This is a genomic window from Oerskovia sp. 140933 (assembly GCF_059651515.1).
Genome location: NZ_JAMXIO010000020.1, coordinates 19,771 through 35,479 on the forward strand (window position 1 = coordinate 19,771; position 15,709 = coordinate 35,479).

The following is a 15,709-nucleotide window of genomic DNA, read 5'->3' on the forward strand; positions in this document are numbered from 1 at the left end:
ATTGGAGAAATTACACGCGTGTCATCCGCGTCCGTCAAGCCGAAATGTGGTATCCGGGCGATTCCGTGGGTGAAATCACGAGCACCGAGCTCGTCGACGGGCCCTACCCTGAGCACATGACAGCCTTCTCCACCACCCCTATGCACGTCGCTGACCTGCAGTCGCTCATCACCCGAGAGCCCGGCCGGCCCCGCGTGACCTGGTACGGGGACGACGGCGAACGCGTCGAGCTGTCGGGAGCCGTCCTGCACAACTGGATCAACAAAACCGTGAACCTGCTCGTCGAAGAATTCGACGCCGCACCCGGGGTCCGCGTTCTCCTGGACCTTCCTCCGCACTGGCGCTCGATCGTCTGGGCGCTCGCCACATGGCGCACCGGGGCCACGCTCGTGCTCGCCCCGCAGACCGGGGGGAGCGACGCCGTCGGGCAGGACGACGGGGTGCCCGACGCCGGACGCGCACGCCCCGACCGGCCCGTGGACGTCGTGGTGACCTCGCACCCCTCGGCCTGGGACGGGACCGACGCACAGCTCGTCGCCGTGCCGCTGCCCGCCCTCGCACGCCGCTACGACGGCGACCTGCCGCACGGTGCGATCGACGCCGGCTCGGCCGTCATGACGTACGGCGACCAGATCGGCTGGGTCGAGGAGATCGACCCGGACGCCGTGGCGATCGATCACGGCGACGGGACCACGACCCCGCACGACGCGCTCTCGCGCTGGGCGACCGGGGCACGCCCGCCCCACGAGGGCGGCCGCCGCGGCCTGCTCGAGCCGACGTCGACGATCGACCTGCTGCGCGGCACCCTGGACCTGCTGGCGGGCGACGGCTCGGTCGTCGTGCTCTCGCCCACGACCTCCGCACGCCTCGCCCTGGACCCCGCCGCACGGGACCGCCTCAGGCAGAGCGAGCGGCTCTCGGACTGAGAAGCGACGGAGCGGGCGCCCGCTCGCGCGGTGCCCGCTCCGTGCCGTGCAGCGTCGTGCCGCGTCGAGAGGTGCCCCGACGCGCGGACGGTCCTCAGGAGGCCCGCATCTTGTCCACGAGCACGCGGGTGTCGCCGTCCGCCACCACGACCCCCTTCTCGAGCAGGATGCCCCGGTCGCACAGGTCCGCGACCATGTCGAGGTCGTGGCTCACGATGACCAGCGTGCGACCCTCGTCGCGCAGCTCACGGACCCGGTCCAGACACTTGCGCTGGAACGGCTCGTCACCGACGGCGAGCACCTCGTCGATCAGGAAGACCTCGGGGTCCGAGTGGACCGCGACCGAGAACGCCAGGCGGATGAACATCCCCGAGGAGTAGAACTTCACCTCGGTGTCGATGAACTTCTCGATCTCGCTGAAGGCCACGATCTCGTCGAACCGCTGCTCGACCTGCGTCTGGCTGAGACCGAGGATCGCCGCGTTGAGGTACACGTTCTCGCGCCCAGTCAGATCGGGGTGGAAGCCCGCACCGACCTCGATGAGGCCCGCGACCCGGCCGCGCGTGCCGATCGTCCCGGAGTCGGGACGGAGCACCCCGGAGATCAGCTTCAGGAGCGTGGACTTGCCCGACCCGTTGAACCCCAGGAGGGCGACCGTCTCCCCCTCCTGGACGTCGAACGAGACGTCGTCGAGCGCGAGGAAGGTGTCCGACAGGTCCTTCCCGCGCACCGCAGCGACCATCAGCTCCTTGAGCGAACGGTTGTGGCGGAGCGTGAAGCGCTTCTGCAGGTTCTTGACCTCGATGGACGTCGTCATCACAGCTCCTGGGCGAAGCGCCCCTCGAGGCGCCGGAAGACGGACTGGCCGATCAGCACGGTGCCGAGCGAGACCAGGACGGCGATGCCGGCGAACATCCACATGTTCGGTGGCATGAGGATCGGGGGCGAAGCGGCGGCCCCGGCCGTGGCCGGGAACCAGAAGCAGTAGTGGAACAGCTCGACTGCCGCCGTCAACGGATTCAGCTGGTAGAGCGTGAAGAGCCACCCCGGCAGGGCGCCCTGCACCATCTCCCACTGGTACAGCACCGGCGATGCCCACGTCGCGACCATGGCGATCAGGTCGACGAAGTTCTCGGCGTCCCGGAAGAACACGTTGATCGCGCCGAAGAGCAGCCCCAGCCCCAGAGAGAGGAGCGCCACGATCACGAACCCCAGGACCCCCGCCGCGAGCTCGACGAGCCCCGGGCGCCATCCGGCGATCAAGGTCCCCACGAGCAGGACGACGAGCTGCGGGAAGAAGTGCACCGCGGACACCCACAGCGAGGCCATGGGGAACAGCTCGCGCGGGAGGTAGATCTTCCGGACGAGTGGCGCGTTCCAGACGACGGACCGTGTCGCGTTGCCGAACCCCTCGCTGAAGAAGTTGATGACCACGATCCCCGAGAACAGGTAGATCGCGTAGTCCTCGATCCTCCCGCTGAGCTGCATGAAGATGCCCAGCGCGACGAAGTAGACCAAGAACTGCACGGCCGGCTTGACGTAGGACCACGCCATCCCGAGCACGGAGCCCCGATAGCGGACCCTCAGCTCCTTGCGGACGATGAGCCTCAGCAGGTACCGCCGCCGGAAGACGTCGAGGAGCCCGTGGCCGTACCCCGGAGTCGTCAGAGGAACCTCAGGGTTCACGACTCGTCCTGCTGGGTGCGTTCGAAGGTGCGCTTCCAGGCCTCCTGACCGACCAGGTCGTCGAGCGCCGACCTGTAGGAGGTCGACAACGTGGCCCACTCGCGCAGCATCTTCTCGTGCAGCGCGACGCTGCGCCCGAACAGGTCCTTGAAGACCGCAGGGTCCCGCTTGTACCAAGCGGCCCCCGAACCGTCCGACGTCGAGACCAGCGCGGAGTCGTACTGCGACAGGAGCCACCAGCGAGCGTCCATCGCCGCGATCTCGGCCTGAGGGTGGTCCTTGCTCATCGGGTCCGTCTGCCGGACGGCCTTCGCCAGGCCGAGCCCGGCCATGACCAGTGCCGTGACACGGTTCTCGGGGAGGACCACGTCGCGCCCCTTCTTGGTGCGCCGAGACCTCAGGGGAGGGAACGCCCCGGGGTCGCGTGCGACCCGTGAGTCGTCGAAGCGGGCGCGCGTCGCGCGGATCTCCGCCAGCTTGGTGTCGAGCGTCGCGTGCAGGTGCTCAGGGCCCGTCAGCAGGTCCTCGAGGGCCTGGAGACGGAGCTCCGCGACCGAGTACTGAGCAGCCAGCAGGTGCTTGATCTGGTGATACATGCTCTCGCGCACGAGGCGACCCCCGTGCTCGAACTGCGAGTGCAGCAGCGCCGCGAGGAAGCGGTTGCGCTCGTGGTAGTAGGCCTGCCAGTCGAGGCTGTCGTCCTTGTCGGTCCACGGCACGTGCCAGACCGCGGCGCCGGGCAGCGTGACGGTCGGCACGCCGGCCGCGCTCGCCCGGAGACCGTACTCGGCGTCGTCCCACTTGATGAAGACGGGCAACGACAGCCCGACCTTCCGCAGGACCGAGGTCGGGATGAGGGTCATCCACCACCCGTTGTAGTCCACGTCGATGCGTCGGTGCAGGTTGGGGGACGTCCGGAGCGCCGCCTCGTTGAGGTGGTGCCCGTTGGACCCGGAGATCGCGGGACCCCACCAGAAGCGCCACGGGTCGATCCGCTCGCCCATCGAGTGGAGGTAGGCCCGGTCGTACATCGAGAACATGTGTCCACCGACGATCGTCGGCTTCCGCGCGAAGTCGGCGAACGTCGCCGCTCGCAGGATGCCCTCCGGCTCGGTCCGGATGTCGTCGTCCGAGATGAGCACGTAGTCGCTCTCGTCGGCGTCGAGGACCTCGCTCATGCCGCGCGAGAAGCCGCCGGACCCACCGAGGTTCGTCTGGCGGATGATCCGCAGACGGCCCTCGAGCCCGCGCTCGGCCTTCTCGAACCCCGGGAGGTCCGTCACGTGCTGCGTGCCCTGGTCGACGACCAGGACGCGGTCGAGCACGTTCAGCAGCGCGTCGTCGGTCGCGAGCTGCTCGAGGAGCTGCCGGATGTCGTCGGGCCGGTTGAGAGTCGTGACGGAGATGGTCACGGTCCCCGTCGGGCGCTCGACCGGCGTCTCCCACTGGGCCGACGTGAGCGTCGCACCGGCGGCGTCGCCGTCCGCGACGACGTCGAACCAGTACCACCCTCCGTCGGCGAAGTTGGCGAGCGACAGCTCGAACGTGAACTCGTCCGTCGTCCGGGTCGAGAACGCGCGCGAGGCGACGCGGTAGATGTTCCCTCGGGCGTTGGACCGGTAGACGAACACCGACCCCGCCCCCTCGACCACGAGCCGCAGGGTGACCTCGTCGAGGACCGTCCAACGGCGCCAGTAGCTCGCAGGGAACGCGTTGAAGTAGGTGCCGAACGAGGTGCGCTCTCCGGGCTTGATGCGGTAGGAGCGGCGCGAGATGACCTGCGCGATGTCCTGGCGGTCGGCCGGACCGCTGTGCGAGACGCGCTCCTTGTCGTCCGAGCCGATGCTGATCACGGGCTGGCCCTGCGGGCCCTCGACGTACAGCGGCAGGATGTCCTGGTCGCCCTTCAGCGGCAGGACGACCCGCTGGAGAACCCGGGGTCCACCCGGTCCGGTGCTGCTCATGCGTCCACCCCGCCGCTCTGGAGAGACTCCCGACCACCGAAGTACGGAGCCAGCTTGTTGTCGACCATCGAGAGCGCGCCGCCGATCGCCATGTGCATGTCGAGGTACTTGTACGTGCCCAGGCGTCCTCCGAAGAGCACGTCCTTCTCCCCCGCGGCCAGGTCGCGGTAGGCGAGGAGCTTCTCGCGGTCCACGCTCGTGTTGACCGGGTAGTACGGCTCGTCGGACTTCTCGGCGAAGCGCGAGAACTCCCGCATGATGACCGTCCGGTCCGTGGGGTAGTCCCGCTCGGGGTGGAAGTGCCGGAACTCGTGGATCCGGGTGTACGGGACGTCGGCGTCCGCGTAGTTCATGACCGAGGTCCCCTGGAAGTCGCCGGTCGGGAGGACCTCCTGCTCGAAGTCGAGCGTGCGCCAGGACAGCGAGCCCTCGGCGTAGTCGAAGTAGCGGTCCACCGGTCCCGTGTACACGACCGGGACGTTCCCGACGACGTTCTTCTTGTTGACGGGCTGCGACTCGTCGAAGAAGTCGACCCCCAGCCGCACCTCGATGTTCTTGTGGTCGGCCATCCGCTCGATCCACGCCGTGTAGCCGTCGACCGGCAGCCCCTCGTGCGTGTCGTTGAAGTAGCGGTTGTCGTACGTGTAGCGCACGGGCAGTCGCGAGATGATGCTCGCGGGGAGCTCCGTCGGGTCCGTCTGCCACTGCTTGGCCGTGTAGTCACGGATGAAGGCCTCGTACAGCGGGCGACCGATCAGCGAGACCCCCTGCTCGTCGAGGTTCGTCGGCTTCTTGCCGCCGAGCTCCGCGGAGAGCTCGTTGACCAGCTCGCGCGCGGCGTCCGGTCCGTAGGACGACCGGAAGAACTGGTTGATGGTCCCGAGGTTGATGGGCATCGGGAACACCTCGCCCCGGTGGGTCGTGTAGACCCGGTGCACGTAGCTCGTGAACGCCGTGAACCGGTTCACGTACTCCCAGACGCGCTCGTTCGACGTGTGGAAGAGGTGCGCGCCGTAACGGTGGACCTCGATCCCCGTCGTCGGCTCGGCCTCGCTGTAGGCGTTCCCTCCGATGTGGGCCCGGCGGTCGATGACGAGCACCTTGCGCCCGTGCTCCTCCGCCAGTCGTTCTGCCACCGTCAGGCCGAAGAAGCCTGAACCAACAACCACAAGATCCGCGTCCACACATACTCCTTGATAGCGAAACAGCCGGTTCAGCCTAACGCGAGCGGAAGGGGCCTCGTCGGCCTGCGACGAGCCGGAGGACATCCCCACACAACGTTCACATCCCTCTTGCCCTTCGGTCAGTCACATGCCGTGATCCGGAGCAGCTCCGCGTCTCCCTCGGTCGCGACGACCTCGGCGACCCCCGACTCGACGAGCCCCTCGAGACCTCCGAAACGTGCGTCCCTGCCCGCCGGGTCCCCTCCCCACAGGGACGGTCCCATGTCCAGGACGTACCCGAGCCCGAGGTCCTCGACCGCCTCGCACACCGTGGGGTCCACGCGAGCCTCGTTGAGACGTTCGGCGACGACCGCGCGCGGGACGTCGAAGGACATGTTCAGGTGAGGGAAGACGGCCTCGCGCTCGGCGAGCGCCCAGACGAGCGCGCTCCCGTTCCACGGGTTCCCTGCGATCCGCACGCCTTCGGGGACGATCTCGTCGACCTCGTCGAGCAGTGCCTGCTCGTCCGCGTCGAGGAGCCCCACCGACGACTCGGCGTCAGGGTCCACCCTGTACGTCCAGGCCATCCAGCGGTCGGCGTCCTCCGTGGGCTGCATCCGTGAGACCAGCAGCGTGCCGACCAGCCCCGCGACGAGCCCGCAGGCCAGGAGGACCGCACCGGTGGGCCTCCACGACGGCCGGAACCGGGCCACGAGCAGCCGGGCCGCCTGGACGAGGGCGACGGCCCCCAGCGCCGCGAGGGGGACCGCCAGCACCGGCAGCAGGCCGGCGAGCCGGGGGGCGTCCCCGTACCAGTATCCCGTGAGCTCGGTGCGCAACCACGCGGGAGAGGCCCGGCTCACGACGTACAGGACCAGCAGGACGAGGTAGCCGAACGGGATCCATCGCCACGCCCGACGACGCAGCGCGGCGACCGTCCCGACGAGGACCAGGACCGCCATGATCCACGACGGCGCGATCACGGGATCGATGGACGAGAACGTGACCGCCGACCGCAGCGCACCGAGGAGGGAGAGCGTCTCCGGCCAGTCGACCTTCGACCGCATCGCCGCGATCGTCGAGACCCTCCCGGCCAGCGCGTAGGCCAGCGCCGCCGCCCCGAGCACGAGCACCCACACCGAGACGACGGTCGACCGCCGTCTGCCCCGGCGTCGCGCCTCCGTCGACCAGGCAGCGAGCGCGTGGAAGAGGAGCGGCACGAGGAGGAACATCAGCGCGAAGGCCGCACTCGTCTGCGCGAGCGCGAGCGCGCCCCAGCCCATCACCCCGAGCAGGAGGCCGAGGACCCGGGCACGTGGCCCGCGGGCATCGACCGCCAGCACGAACATCGCCAGGACGGCGGGCAGGAACGCGTAGGCGAGAAGGGTCGGGTAGAGGATGCCGAACGAGAGGAGCCGCACCGGGAACTGCGGCAGGAGCAGTGCGAACATCGCCGTGAGGCCCACGAGGAGCGGGCGCGCTCCGAAGAGAGCCCGGGCGAGCGCCGCGAGCGACACGGGCCAGACGACGAACGCCACCACGAGCGCGAGCACGTTGGTCGCCTGCGCCACGCCGACACCGCTGACCTGGACGATCAACGAGACGAGCCCGTGCCACATCGCCGGGTAGAACGAGACCGACTGCCCCGGATAGGCGAGCGTCATGTGCAGGGACGAGGCGTCGCCGGTCTCGAGCATCATCTGCACGGAGTTGAGGTGGAACGCGGTGTCGTACGTCTGGGCGACCCGGGAGGGGTCAGGAACGGCACCGACGAAGCGCGCGACCCCGAGCACGAACGAGACGGCGAGCCCCGCCGCGGTCGACAGCCCGACCGCCCACGACAACCGGCGGGGTGGCAGGCTCGACGGCAGGGTGGCCGGGCGCAGCCACAGGCGCACGAGCAGGGAGAGGAGAAGCACGACCCCCGTCGCACCGACGAGGGCCCACGCCGACCACCGGAGCCCGAGCGCGGGAGCCACCATCGCGGCCGCCGCCGCGATCGCACCGGTGACGACGGGCGCGATCCCCCAGCCGAGGACCCCGCGGACGCCGAGCACCCTGACGACGAGTCCTCCGGGGACCCACAGGACGAGGAGAGCACACAAGAACGCACCGGACACGGGGAGCCAGTCCGACAACGAACCTCACCTCGGATTCCACGAGAAAGCGGGCATGCTCGCACGGGACGAGCGAAGGGGGAAGAGCGCGCACAGCCTAGCTCAGCCCGGTGTCTCCTCTGCGAAGAGCGACCGGTAGGTCCGGCGGCGAAGCGCTTCCGGGACGAGCCGGTACGTCCCCCGGACCGCCAGGTTCCGGGCGAACTGGGTCCGTGTCGTGAAGCCGATCCTGCGCATGCGCCGCTGGAGCTCGAGCTCCGAGCGCAGGAGGTTCGCCCCGCCCCGCCGTGCGTAGGCGCCGGCGCCGACCCGGTACATGACCAGCGGCTCGGGCAGGTTCCTGCCCCTGGCGCCCTGGGCGATCATCCGCGCCCACAACCAGTAGTCCTCCATCAGCGGGAGGTCCTCGTACCCGCCTGCCGCACGGACGGCCTCCCGGCGGAAGACCACCGACGGATGGTTGAACGGCGAGCGGAACCGCGCCGACCGCTCGATCTCCTGGGGGGAACCGGGTGGCACCCGGACCGCCCCCGGCCGCCGCTCGTCCGCGAACTCCTGGATCGCGGACCCGACGATGTCATAGCCCTCCGCGATCAGGGCGAGCTGCTCGGCGAACCGCGCGGGGCGGGCGATGTCGTCAGCGTCCATGCGCGCGACCACGTCGAACGTGCACGCTGCCAGACCGGCGTCGAGCGCGCGGGCCAGACCGACGTTGTGCTCGAGCTGCAGGACCCGGACGGCGACCGTGGTCGAGTCGCGGAGGTGCGCGATCTCCTCGGCGAGCTCGGCACCCACGGGGCCGTCCTGCACCACGACGACCTCGTCGGGCTGCAACGACTGGTCGACCGTGACCGACTCGAAGGCGCGCCGCACGAAGGAGGGCGAGTCGCCGGCGTACACGGGCAGGAGCACCGAGAACGGCAAGGGCGTCACCGCGTCAGCCGCCATCGTGTCGGACCGGGGGCGAGACGACGTCCTGCACCTCGCTCGACGGCACGCCCGACCCCTCCAGGACCTGCGCCGTGGGGCGAGGAGACCGGAAGACCCCGTCGCGCACGCCCTTGAGCGCGGCCTTGCGCAGGACGTCCCGTCGCGTCGAGCCGGCGAACGTCCGGACCCACCGGCGCACGGACGCACCGGTGTACAGGATCCTCTCCTCGGGGCTCAGCGCCGACGACCTGGTGAGCATCCAGACCTTGTTCCGCACCTCGAAGTAGAACCGCTCCCCGGGGTCGGTGTCCGTCGCGCCGAACACCTTGGTCCGGTGCTCGACGACGCTGCTCGGCACGTACAGGCCGATCCCCCGCCGCAGGAGCCGCGCCGAGAACTCGAAGTCGTCGTTCCAGATGAAGTAGTCCGCGATCGGCAGACCGTGGTAGCGGATCGCCCGCGAGTCGACCAGCATCGAGACGAACGAGCTCGACCGCACGGGGACGGCGCCCACCTCCGCGGAGTCGGCGATCTCGTCCTTCGTCGCCCCGGGGCGGCGACGAGGAGTGTTCATCGGGTGGTCGCGACCGTCGTGCCACACGACCCGGCTGCCGAGGAGGGCGACCGGCTCCGGGTACTCCGCGCGTGCACGGAGCAGCTCGGCGAGCGCGGTCGGCGTCGGGATCGTGTCGTCGTCCATCAGCCAGACGCACTCGGGGTCGAACGTCGCCAGGGCGTGCGCGATGCCGGCGGCGAAGCCCCCCGCCCCGCCGGTGTTCCGGTTGAGCTCGAGGACCCGGGCCCCGATGGGGTGCTCCTCGGCCACGACTGCCGAGTCGTCGTCCGAGCGGTTGTCGATGACGACGACCCCTGCGAGCGCGTGGGTCTGAGCAGCGAGTGCGTCCAGCGCCTCGACGAGCAGGTCGCGGCGGTTGTAGGCGACGACGACCGCGACGACGCGGACGTCAGCGGTGTCCGAGACGCGCTCCAGGGTCATGCGTGCGAACCCTGACCGATCACGAGCCGAGGCGTGCCGGCCCAGCGGGCCGCGTCGGTGATGTTGCGCCCGTCGACCAGCAGCCGCACGCCCGGCACCTGCTCAGGACCGATCTCGCGATACTCGGCGTGGTCCGCCTGGACGATCACCACGTCCGTGCTCCGACCGTAGCGGTAGGGGGAGAACCCGAGACCGGTCAGCTCGTCGTCGTCGTACATCGGGTCGTGGACCATGACGTTGGCGCCCTGCTTGTGCAGCGCCTCGACCGTGGCGAAGACCCCCGAGAACGCGGTCTCCTTGACGCCACCGCGGTACGACGCGCCCAGCACGACGACGTCGAGACCGTCCAGGCTCCCGACCAGCTCGGCCGCCCTCGTGACGACCCTCTCGGGCATCGACGCGTTCACGCTGCGGGCGTCACGCACGATCGAGGCCTCAGGGTCCACCGAGAGGTAGAGGCGCGGGTAGACCGGGATGCAGTGGCCCCCGACGGCGATCCCCGGGCGGTGGATGTGGCTGTACGGCTGCGAGTTGCACGCCTCGATGACCGCGTACACGTCGATCCCGCTCTTGTCCGCGAACAGCGCGAACTGGTTCGCGAGACCGATGTTGACGTCCCGGTAGGTCGTCTCGGCCAGCTTGGCGAGCTCGGCCGCCTCGGGCGACCCCAGGTCCCAGACGCCGTTCGGGCGCGCGAGGTCCGGCCGCTCGTCGAAGGTCAGCACCGCCTCGTAGAACTCGATCGCGCGACGCGTCCCCTCCTCGCTCAGTCCACCGACGAGCTTGGGGTAGCGGCGCAGGTCGCTGAAGACCCGGCCCGTGAGGACCCGCTCGGGCGAGAACACCAGGTGGAAGTCGCTGCCCTCGGTGAGCCCCGACCCCTCCTCGAGCATGGGCTTCCACCGGTTGCGGGTGACGCCCACGGGGAGCGTCGTCTCGTAGGAGACGAGCGTGCCCGGCGTGAGGTGCGCGGAGAGGGAGCGCGTCGCCGTGTCCATCCAGCCGAAGTCGGGCTGCGCGGTCTCCTCGTCGACGAACAGCGGCACGACGACGACGACGGCGTCCGCCCCCGGGATCGCGTCGGCATAGTCGGTGGTCGCCCGGAGCCTGCCCGAAGGGACCACCTCCGCGAGCTTCTCGGCGAGGTGCGCTTCGCCCGGGAACGGCTCCCGGCCGGCGTTGACCTCTTCGACCAGGGCGACGTTGACGTCGACACCGACAACATCGTGACCCTGGTCGGCGAACTGGACAGCAAGGGGAAGGCCGATCTTGCCGAGAGCGACGACCGCGATACGCATCAGGAAGAACCTCAGAATCACTGGGAACAGGGCCACGGGACCGTGACCGGCGCGCCCTCTCCCGAGCGGCGCCCACGGACAGGATAGTGCGTGCTCAGCGCTGGGCCACAAGCGACGAGATCATGAAGCGGATCGGCGCCTCACGGTCGAGAAGACGGTGGGGCGCGCGGGTGAGCACGGTCTCCGGGCGCCCGAACCGACGCCGGGCCCGCGCACGCTCCACGAGCACGCTCGCAGGGACCCCGGGATCGAGGACGGCGTCGAGGAGGCGGCGGTCGGCCAGCGACAGGGGGGCTGCCGCGCCGGGCGCGACGGCAAGGACCGCGCGGACCTGGTCGCGCAGCGCGTCCCGCTCCTCGCGCGTCCACCACGACGGCTCCGGCCGGTTGAGCACCGCGCCGAACACCTGCACGCGCAGGAACTTGACCGCGTAGGCACGGCGGGCGGCGGCCGACCACGAGGCCGAGGCGGCGAGGACGGCGGGGAGGAAGGCGAACTCCGCGGCGACCGGCTTGCGCGAGAACGTCACCCGATCGCCCGCGTCGTCGTTGATGACGTACGCCGGACCACCACGGTCGAAGCTGATGCTCGCTCCCGAGAACCACAGCGCCAGGACGTACTCGATGTCCTCGCCGACCGCCACACCGGGCGTGAACCGCAGGTGCCCGAACCGCTCGCGCGACACCAGGCCCAGGGGTGCGGAACGGTACGCGAGGCGGTCACGGGCCCCGTCGAGGCGGGAACGGCGCCAGGGCCGCACCGGCGGCGTGGGCACGGCTCGTCCGCTCGCGTGCTCGAGACGCGTGATCACGACGTCGGCACCGTCCGCGCGCTGCCGGGCCAGCCACGAGTCGACGGCCCCGGGACGCAGCACGTCGTCGGAACCCATGACCGAGGTGAAGTCCGCGGACGCGAGCTCGAGGCCCTTGTTGAAGGGCCCGGCCGGCGACCGCACCCCGTCGAGGTGCTCCACCAGGCGGACCCGCGGGTCGTCGGCCAGCCCGGCGAGCCGGTGCCGGATGCCGTCGAGCGGGGTGTCGTGGCAGACGACCGTGACCCGCAGGTCGCACGTGTTGTGCCCGACGACGGACCCGACCGCCCTCTCGACCGGTCGCTCCGGGGTGTGGACCGCGACGACCACGTCCACGGCCGGTCGTACGACGGACCGCTGCTTCTCGTCACTCACCACGCGCGAGACGCTACCACCGGCCACCTCGCCCCCGACTCGTCCTAAGATCGAGCCCGTGAAGATTCTCAGCGTCGTCGGTGCCCGTCCGCAGTTCGTCAAGCTCGCCCCGATCTCGCGGGCCGCGACGGAGGCCGGGGTCGAGCACGTGATCGTGCACACCGGCCAGCACTACGACCCGCTCCTGTCCGACGTGTTCTTCTCGGACCTCGGCATCCCCGACCCCGACGTGCACCTGGGCGTCGGCTCCGGGAGCCACGGCGTGCAGACCGGGGCCATCCTCGGGGCGCTCGACGCCGTCCTGGACGAGCACCGTCCCGACTGGGTCCTGGCCTACGGCGACACCAACTCGACGCTCGCCGCGGCGGTCAGCGCGGTCAAGCTGCACCTTCGTGTCGCACACCTCGAGGCGGGCCTGCGTTCCTTCAACCGTCGTATGCCCGAGGAGCACAACCGTGTGCTCACCGACCACGCCGCAGACCTGTGCCTCGCCCCGACCGAGGTCGCGATGGGACACCTCGCCGCCGAAGGGCTCGGCGAGCGGTCGCTCCTGGTCGGTGACGTCATGACCGACGTCCTCCTCCAGGTGCGGGACACCGTCGCCGGTCGCCCGTCGGTCCTGCTCGACGAGCTCGGGCTCGACCACGGCGGCTACTACCTGGCGACCATCCACCGCGCGGAGAACACCGACGACCCGGAGCGCCTGCGCGGGATCGTCGAGTCGCTCGCGGGTCTCGACCGGCCCGTGGTGCTGCTCGCGCACCCCCGGGTCGCGGCCCGGGCCCTGGAGCAGGGCATCTCCCTGAGCACCGGGGCGCTCGTCGCGCACGCTCCCCTCGCGTACCCCGACCTCGTCTCGGCCGCGCTGTCCAGCGCGGGCGTCGTGACGGACTCGGGCGGCCTCCAGAAGGAGGCGTTCCTCCTCGGTGTGCCGTGCACGACCGTCCGCACCGAGACCGAGTGGGTCGAGACCGTCGAGCTCGGCTGGAACGTGCTGGCAGGGACCGCGGAGGAGATCAGCGCGGGCGTCCTGCGGCCGACGCCCGCCCGGACGGACGCCACCCCCTACGGTGACGGGCGTGCGGCTGCGCGCGCGATCGCGGCGATGGTCGAGCGCCCGTCCGCAGGCTGACCGCGGCGCTCGTCCGTCAGGCCTGGGCCCGGCGGACGAGCGCCGTGACGGCCTCGAGCCACGGCAGCGACTGGACCTCGGCCGAGAGCTCACGGGCCGAGGCCTCCGAGCTTTCGCGCCACGCGTCGACCTCCTCCCGCGAGAGCCCGTCGAGGGTCGCGACGAGCGACGCGACGGTGAAGTCGTCGGTCACGGCACCGAGCCCGCGGGCGCGGACGAGGTCGGCCATCTCGGGCGACGGACCGACGACGAGCCCGAGCCTCGCCTGGACGTAGTCGAAGAACTTGTTGGGCAACGCCCACTTGTTGTTGAAGTTCAGGGGCGGCAGCACGTGCACCCCGACGTCGTAGCGGTTGAGCGTCTCGACCAGGCGCGCATAGGGCACCGGGTCGAGCACCCTGACCCTCGTCGAGCCGGCCACCCGCGCCTTGAGCTCGTCGAGATAGACCTGGTCGTTCGGCATCAGGAGCAGGTCGAGCGAGACGGCGGTCGTCGATGCCTCCACAGCGTCGATCAACGTCTCCAGGCCCCTGCTGCGCTGGGCGTTCCCGCTGTGGACCAGCCGGACGGGGTCAGCGGTGGGACCCGCCGAGAGGTCCGCGAACGGCGTCGCGTTCATCACCACGCCGACCGGGACGCCGAGCTCCTTCTCGTAGCGTCGGGCGATCGCCGGACCGACCGTGGTGACTGACCCCGCCCTGGGGACGAACCGGCGGCAGAGCCACCGCAGGTACGGCGCGACGAAGAGCCGCCAGCGGAGCAGCTCGGTGTTCTGCCCCGGCGCGTACTCGTGCAGGTCGGCGTGGACCCCGCCGCGCGGGCGGAGGTCGAGGGCCAGGGGTACCGCCTCGACGTCGTCGGCGAGGACCGCGTCGAACGTGCCGACCGGAAGGTGCGCCCGTGCCCAGGCCACGGCCTCGTTGGTGCGGTAGACCCTCGAGTACTGCCGCAGGAGGAGCCAGCGGGGGTCCTTGCGCCAGGCCTGGAGGTCCGACGGCACCTCGACGTGCTCGACGACCCCGGGCGGCGTCGGGCCGTGCCCGCAGGTCGTGACGTCGAAGTCCTGGGACAGGAGGGTCACCTGCTTGAGGACACGAGCGTCCGTCGCGATCCGCGAGAAGGACAGGACGAGGACCTTGGGACGATCACTCATCACCGGGCTCCTTCCAGGAGTCGATCGACGGTCTGTGCCCAGATCGCGATCTGCGTGTCGGCCGCCAGGACGGGGGCGGCCTCGTGGGATCGGGCCTTGAAGGCCCGGACGGACTCGGGGGTCAGGTCGTCGAGCCGGGCCGTGAGCGCGTCCGCCGTGAAGTCGTCCGCGACCGCGCCGACCCCCCACCTCTGGACGTAGGCGGCCATCTCGGGGGACGGGCCGATCAGCAGCCCGAGCCTCGCCTGGACGTAGTCGAAGAACTTGTTGGGCAACGCCCACCTGTTGTTGAAGCTCGACGGCGGGAGCATGTGGACTCCCGTGTCGTAGTCGTTCAGCACGTGGATCAGCCGGTCGTACGGGACCGGGTCGTGCACGGTCACCCCCGGCAGGGTCTGCGCCCTCTCACGGAGCTCGGCGATGTATCCGGGGTCGTTCGCCGTGAGGAAGAGGTCCAGCGTCACGGGTGTCGTGGTCGCCGCGACGGCGTCGAGCATGAGCATGAGGTTCCGGTTCCGCAGACCGGCGCCGCTGTGGACGAGCCGGATCGGAGATCCGACGACCTGGGGCTCCAGGTCCGCGAACGGTGCCGCGTTGGTCACGACCTGCGGTCGGAAGCCGAACTGCTTCTCGTACTCGCGGGCAAGACCGTCGCTCACCGTGGTCGTCGCCCCGGCCCGCGAGACGAACCTGCGGCAGAGCCACGACAGGTACGGGCTGATGCGCCTCATCCACGCAGCGCTCTCCTCGTGGAGACGGGGTGAGAACTCGTGCAGGTCCGCGAGGACCCTCGACGCCGGGACGACGCCGAGCACGACCGGGACCGACTCGACGTCGTTCGCGATCGCGACGTCGAACCGGCGGGACCGCAGGAGCGCACGTGCCGCACGCACGGCCGGCACCCGGGCGTGGACGGCCCGGTAGGCGCGCAGGGTGATCAGCCTGCCGTCGAGCTCGACCCCTGCGGACGCCGGGATCTCCAGGTGCTCCACGTCCGGGTGGGGCGAGGGTCCGTACCCGCACGTCGTGACGTCGAAGAGCGGCGCGAAGTGTCGGATCTGCTTGAGGACGCGCGCGTCCCCCGCGAGGGGCGAGAACGACAGGATCAACATCCGTGGACGGGTAGTCACGAAGGACCTTTCGGGGTCGGGTACGGG

At 70.4% G+C, this 15,709-nt stretch carries 13 protein-coding genes; 2 read left to right on the plus strand and 11 right to left on the minus strand.

What is annotated here, in order from left to right:
• The first annotated feature begins 116 nt into the window (after nt 1-116).
• A complete protein-coding gene (locus NHG27_RS11785; protein ID WP_497016421.1) occupies nt 117-926 on the plus strand; it encodes a TIGR03089 family protein in 810 nt (269 codons plus the stop codon).
• Nucleotides 927-1,020: 94 nt separating this feature from the next.
• Here the strand turns inward: NHG27_RS11785 and NHG27_RS11790 are convergent, their stop codons facing one another.
• The 9 genes from NHG27_RS11790 to NHG27_RS11830 form a co-directional block, all read right to left on the minus strand.
• Nucleotides 1,021-1,743 (minus strand): ABC transporter ATP-binding protein, encoded by a 723-nt coding sequence (locus NHG27_RS11790; RefSeq protein WP_193718837.1) that lies wholly within the window; start codon nt 1,741-1,743, stop codon nt 1,021-1,023.
• Entirely contained in the window at nt 1,743-2,612 is an 870-nt protein-coding gene (locus tag NHG27_RS11795) for an ABC transporter permease (protein ID WP_193718838.1), read from the minus strand. The genes NHG27_RS11790 and NHG27_RS11795 overlap by 1 nt, the downstream gene beginning before the upstream one ends.
• On the minus strand, nt 2,609-4,576 hold the full coding sequence (locus tag NHG27_RS11800) for a glycosyltransferase (protein ID WP_497016422.1): 1,968 nt from the start codon (nt 4,574-4,576) through the stop codon (nt 2,609-2,611). Before NHG27_RS11800 ends, NHG27_RS11795 begins: the two co-directional genes overlap by 4 nt.
• Nucleotides 4,573-5,760, minus strand: a complete 1,188-nt coding sequence (gene glf, locus NHG27_RS11805) for a UDP-galactopyranose mutase (protein WP_497016423.1) — start codon at nt 5,758-5,760, stop codon at nt 4,573-4,575. The genes NHG27_RS11800 and glf overlap by 4 nt, the downstream gene beginning before the upstream one ends.
• Before the next feature lie 119 nt (nt 5,761-5,879).
• Complete coding sequence (locus NHG27_RS11810; protein WP_497016424.1) at nt 5,880-7,877, minus strand: DUF6541 family protein; 1,998 nt, start codon at nt 7,875-7,877, stop codon at nt 5,880-5,882.
• Between the two features lie 81 nt (nt 7,878-7,958).
• On the minus strand, nt 7,959-8,789 hold the full coding sequence (locus tag NHG27_RS11815; protein WP_321575278.1) for a glycosyltransferase: 831 nt from the start codon (nt 8,787-8,789) through the stop codon (nt 7,959-7,961).
• A 4-nt stretch (nt 8,790-8,793) separates the two neighbouring features.
• Nucleotides 8,794-9,783 carry a glycosyltransferase gene (locus tag NHG27_RS11820; RefSeq protein WP_497016425.1) on the minus strand — a complete coding sequence of 330 codons (990 nt, stop codon included), beginning with the start codon at nt 9,781-9,783 and terminating at the stop codon, nt 8,794-8,796.
• Complete coding sequence (locus NHG27_RS11825; protein ID WP_193718844.1) at nt 9,780-11,081, minus strand: nucleotide sugar dehydrogenase; 1,302 nt, start codon at nt 11,079-11,081, stop codon at nt 9,780-9,782. The genes NHG27_RS11820 and NHG27_RS11825 overlap by 4 nt, the downstream gene beginning before the upstream one ends.
• Before the next feature lie 94 nt (nt 11,082-11,175).
• Entirely contained in the window at nt 11,176-12,267 is a 1,092-nt protein-coding gene (locus tag NHG27_RS11830; protein WP_497016426.1) for a glycosyltransferase, read from the minus strand.
• 58 nt (nt 12,268-12,325) lie between these two features.
• Between NHG27_RS11830 and wecB the strand changes: the two genes are divergently transcribed.
• Nucleotides 12,326-13,399: a non-hydrolyzing UDP-N-acetylglucosamine 2-epimerase gene (gene wecB / locus NHG27_RS11835; RefSeq protein ID WP_497016427.1), complete on the plus strand. Its 1,074-nt coding sequence runs from the start codon at nt 12,326-12,328 to the stop codon at nt 13,397-13,399.
• Nucleotides 13,400-13,415: 16 nt separating this feature from the next.
• Here the strand turns inward: wecB and NHG27_RS11840 are convergent, their stop codons facing one another.
• Together NHG27_RS11840 and NHG27_RS11845 are read right to left on the minus strand one after the other, a co-directional pair.
• The gene (locus NHG27_RS11840; RefSeq protein WP_193718847.1) at nt 13,416-14,552 is read right to left on the minus strand and encodes a glycosyltransferase family protein; all 1,137 of its coding nucleotides are present in this window, start codon (nt 14,550-14,552) and stop codon (nt 13,416-13,418) included.
• Nucleotides 14,552-15,664, minus strand: coding sequence for a glycosyltransferase (locus tag NHG27_RS11845; RefSeq protein ID WP_497016428.1), 1,113 nt, complete (start codon nt 15,662-15,664; stop codon nt 14,552-14,554). Before NHG27_RS11845 ends, NHG27_RS11840 begins: the two co-directional genes overlap by 1 nt.
• Nucleotides 15,665-15,709 lie beyond the last annotated feature (45 nt).

Bases quoted from the DNA above. Each gene is read 5' to 3' on its own strand.
- NHG27_RS11785 (WP_497016421.1), top strand. From the start codon at position 117: ATGACAGCCTTCTCCACCACCCCTATGCACGTCGCTGACCTGCAGTCG.
- NHG27_RS11790 (WP_193718837.1), bottom strand. From the start codon at position 1,743: ATGACGACGTCCATCGAGGTCAAGAACCTGCAGAAGCGCTTCACGCTC.
- NHG27_RS11800 (WP_497016422.1), bottom strand. From the start codon at position 4,576: ATGAGCAGCACCGGACCGGGTGGACCCCGGGTTCTCCAGCGGGTCGTC.
- NHG27_RS11820 (WP_497016425.1), bottom strand. From the start codon at position 9,783: ATGACCCTGGAGCGCGTCTCGGACACCGCTGACGTCCGCGTCGTCGCG.
- NHG27_RS11825 (WP_193718844.1), bottom strand. From the start codon at position 11,081: ATGCGTATCGCGGTCGTCGCTCTCGGCAAGATCGGCCTTCCCCTTGCT.
- NHG27_RS11840 (WP_193718847.1), bottom strand. From the start codon at position 14,552: ATGAGTGATCGTCCCAAGGTCCTCGTCCTGTCCTTCTCGCGGATCGCG.
- NHG27_RS11845 (WP_497016428.1), bottom strand. From the start codon at position 15,664: ATGTTGATCCTGTCGTTCTCGCCCCTCGCGGGGGACGCGCGCGTCCTC.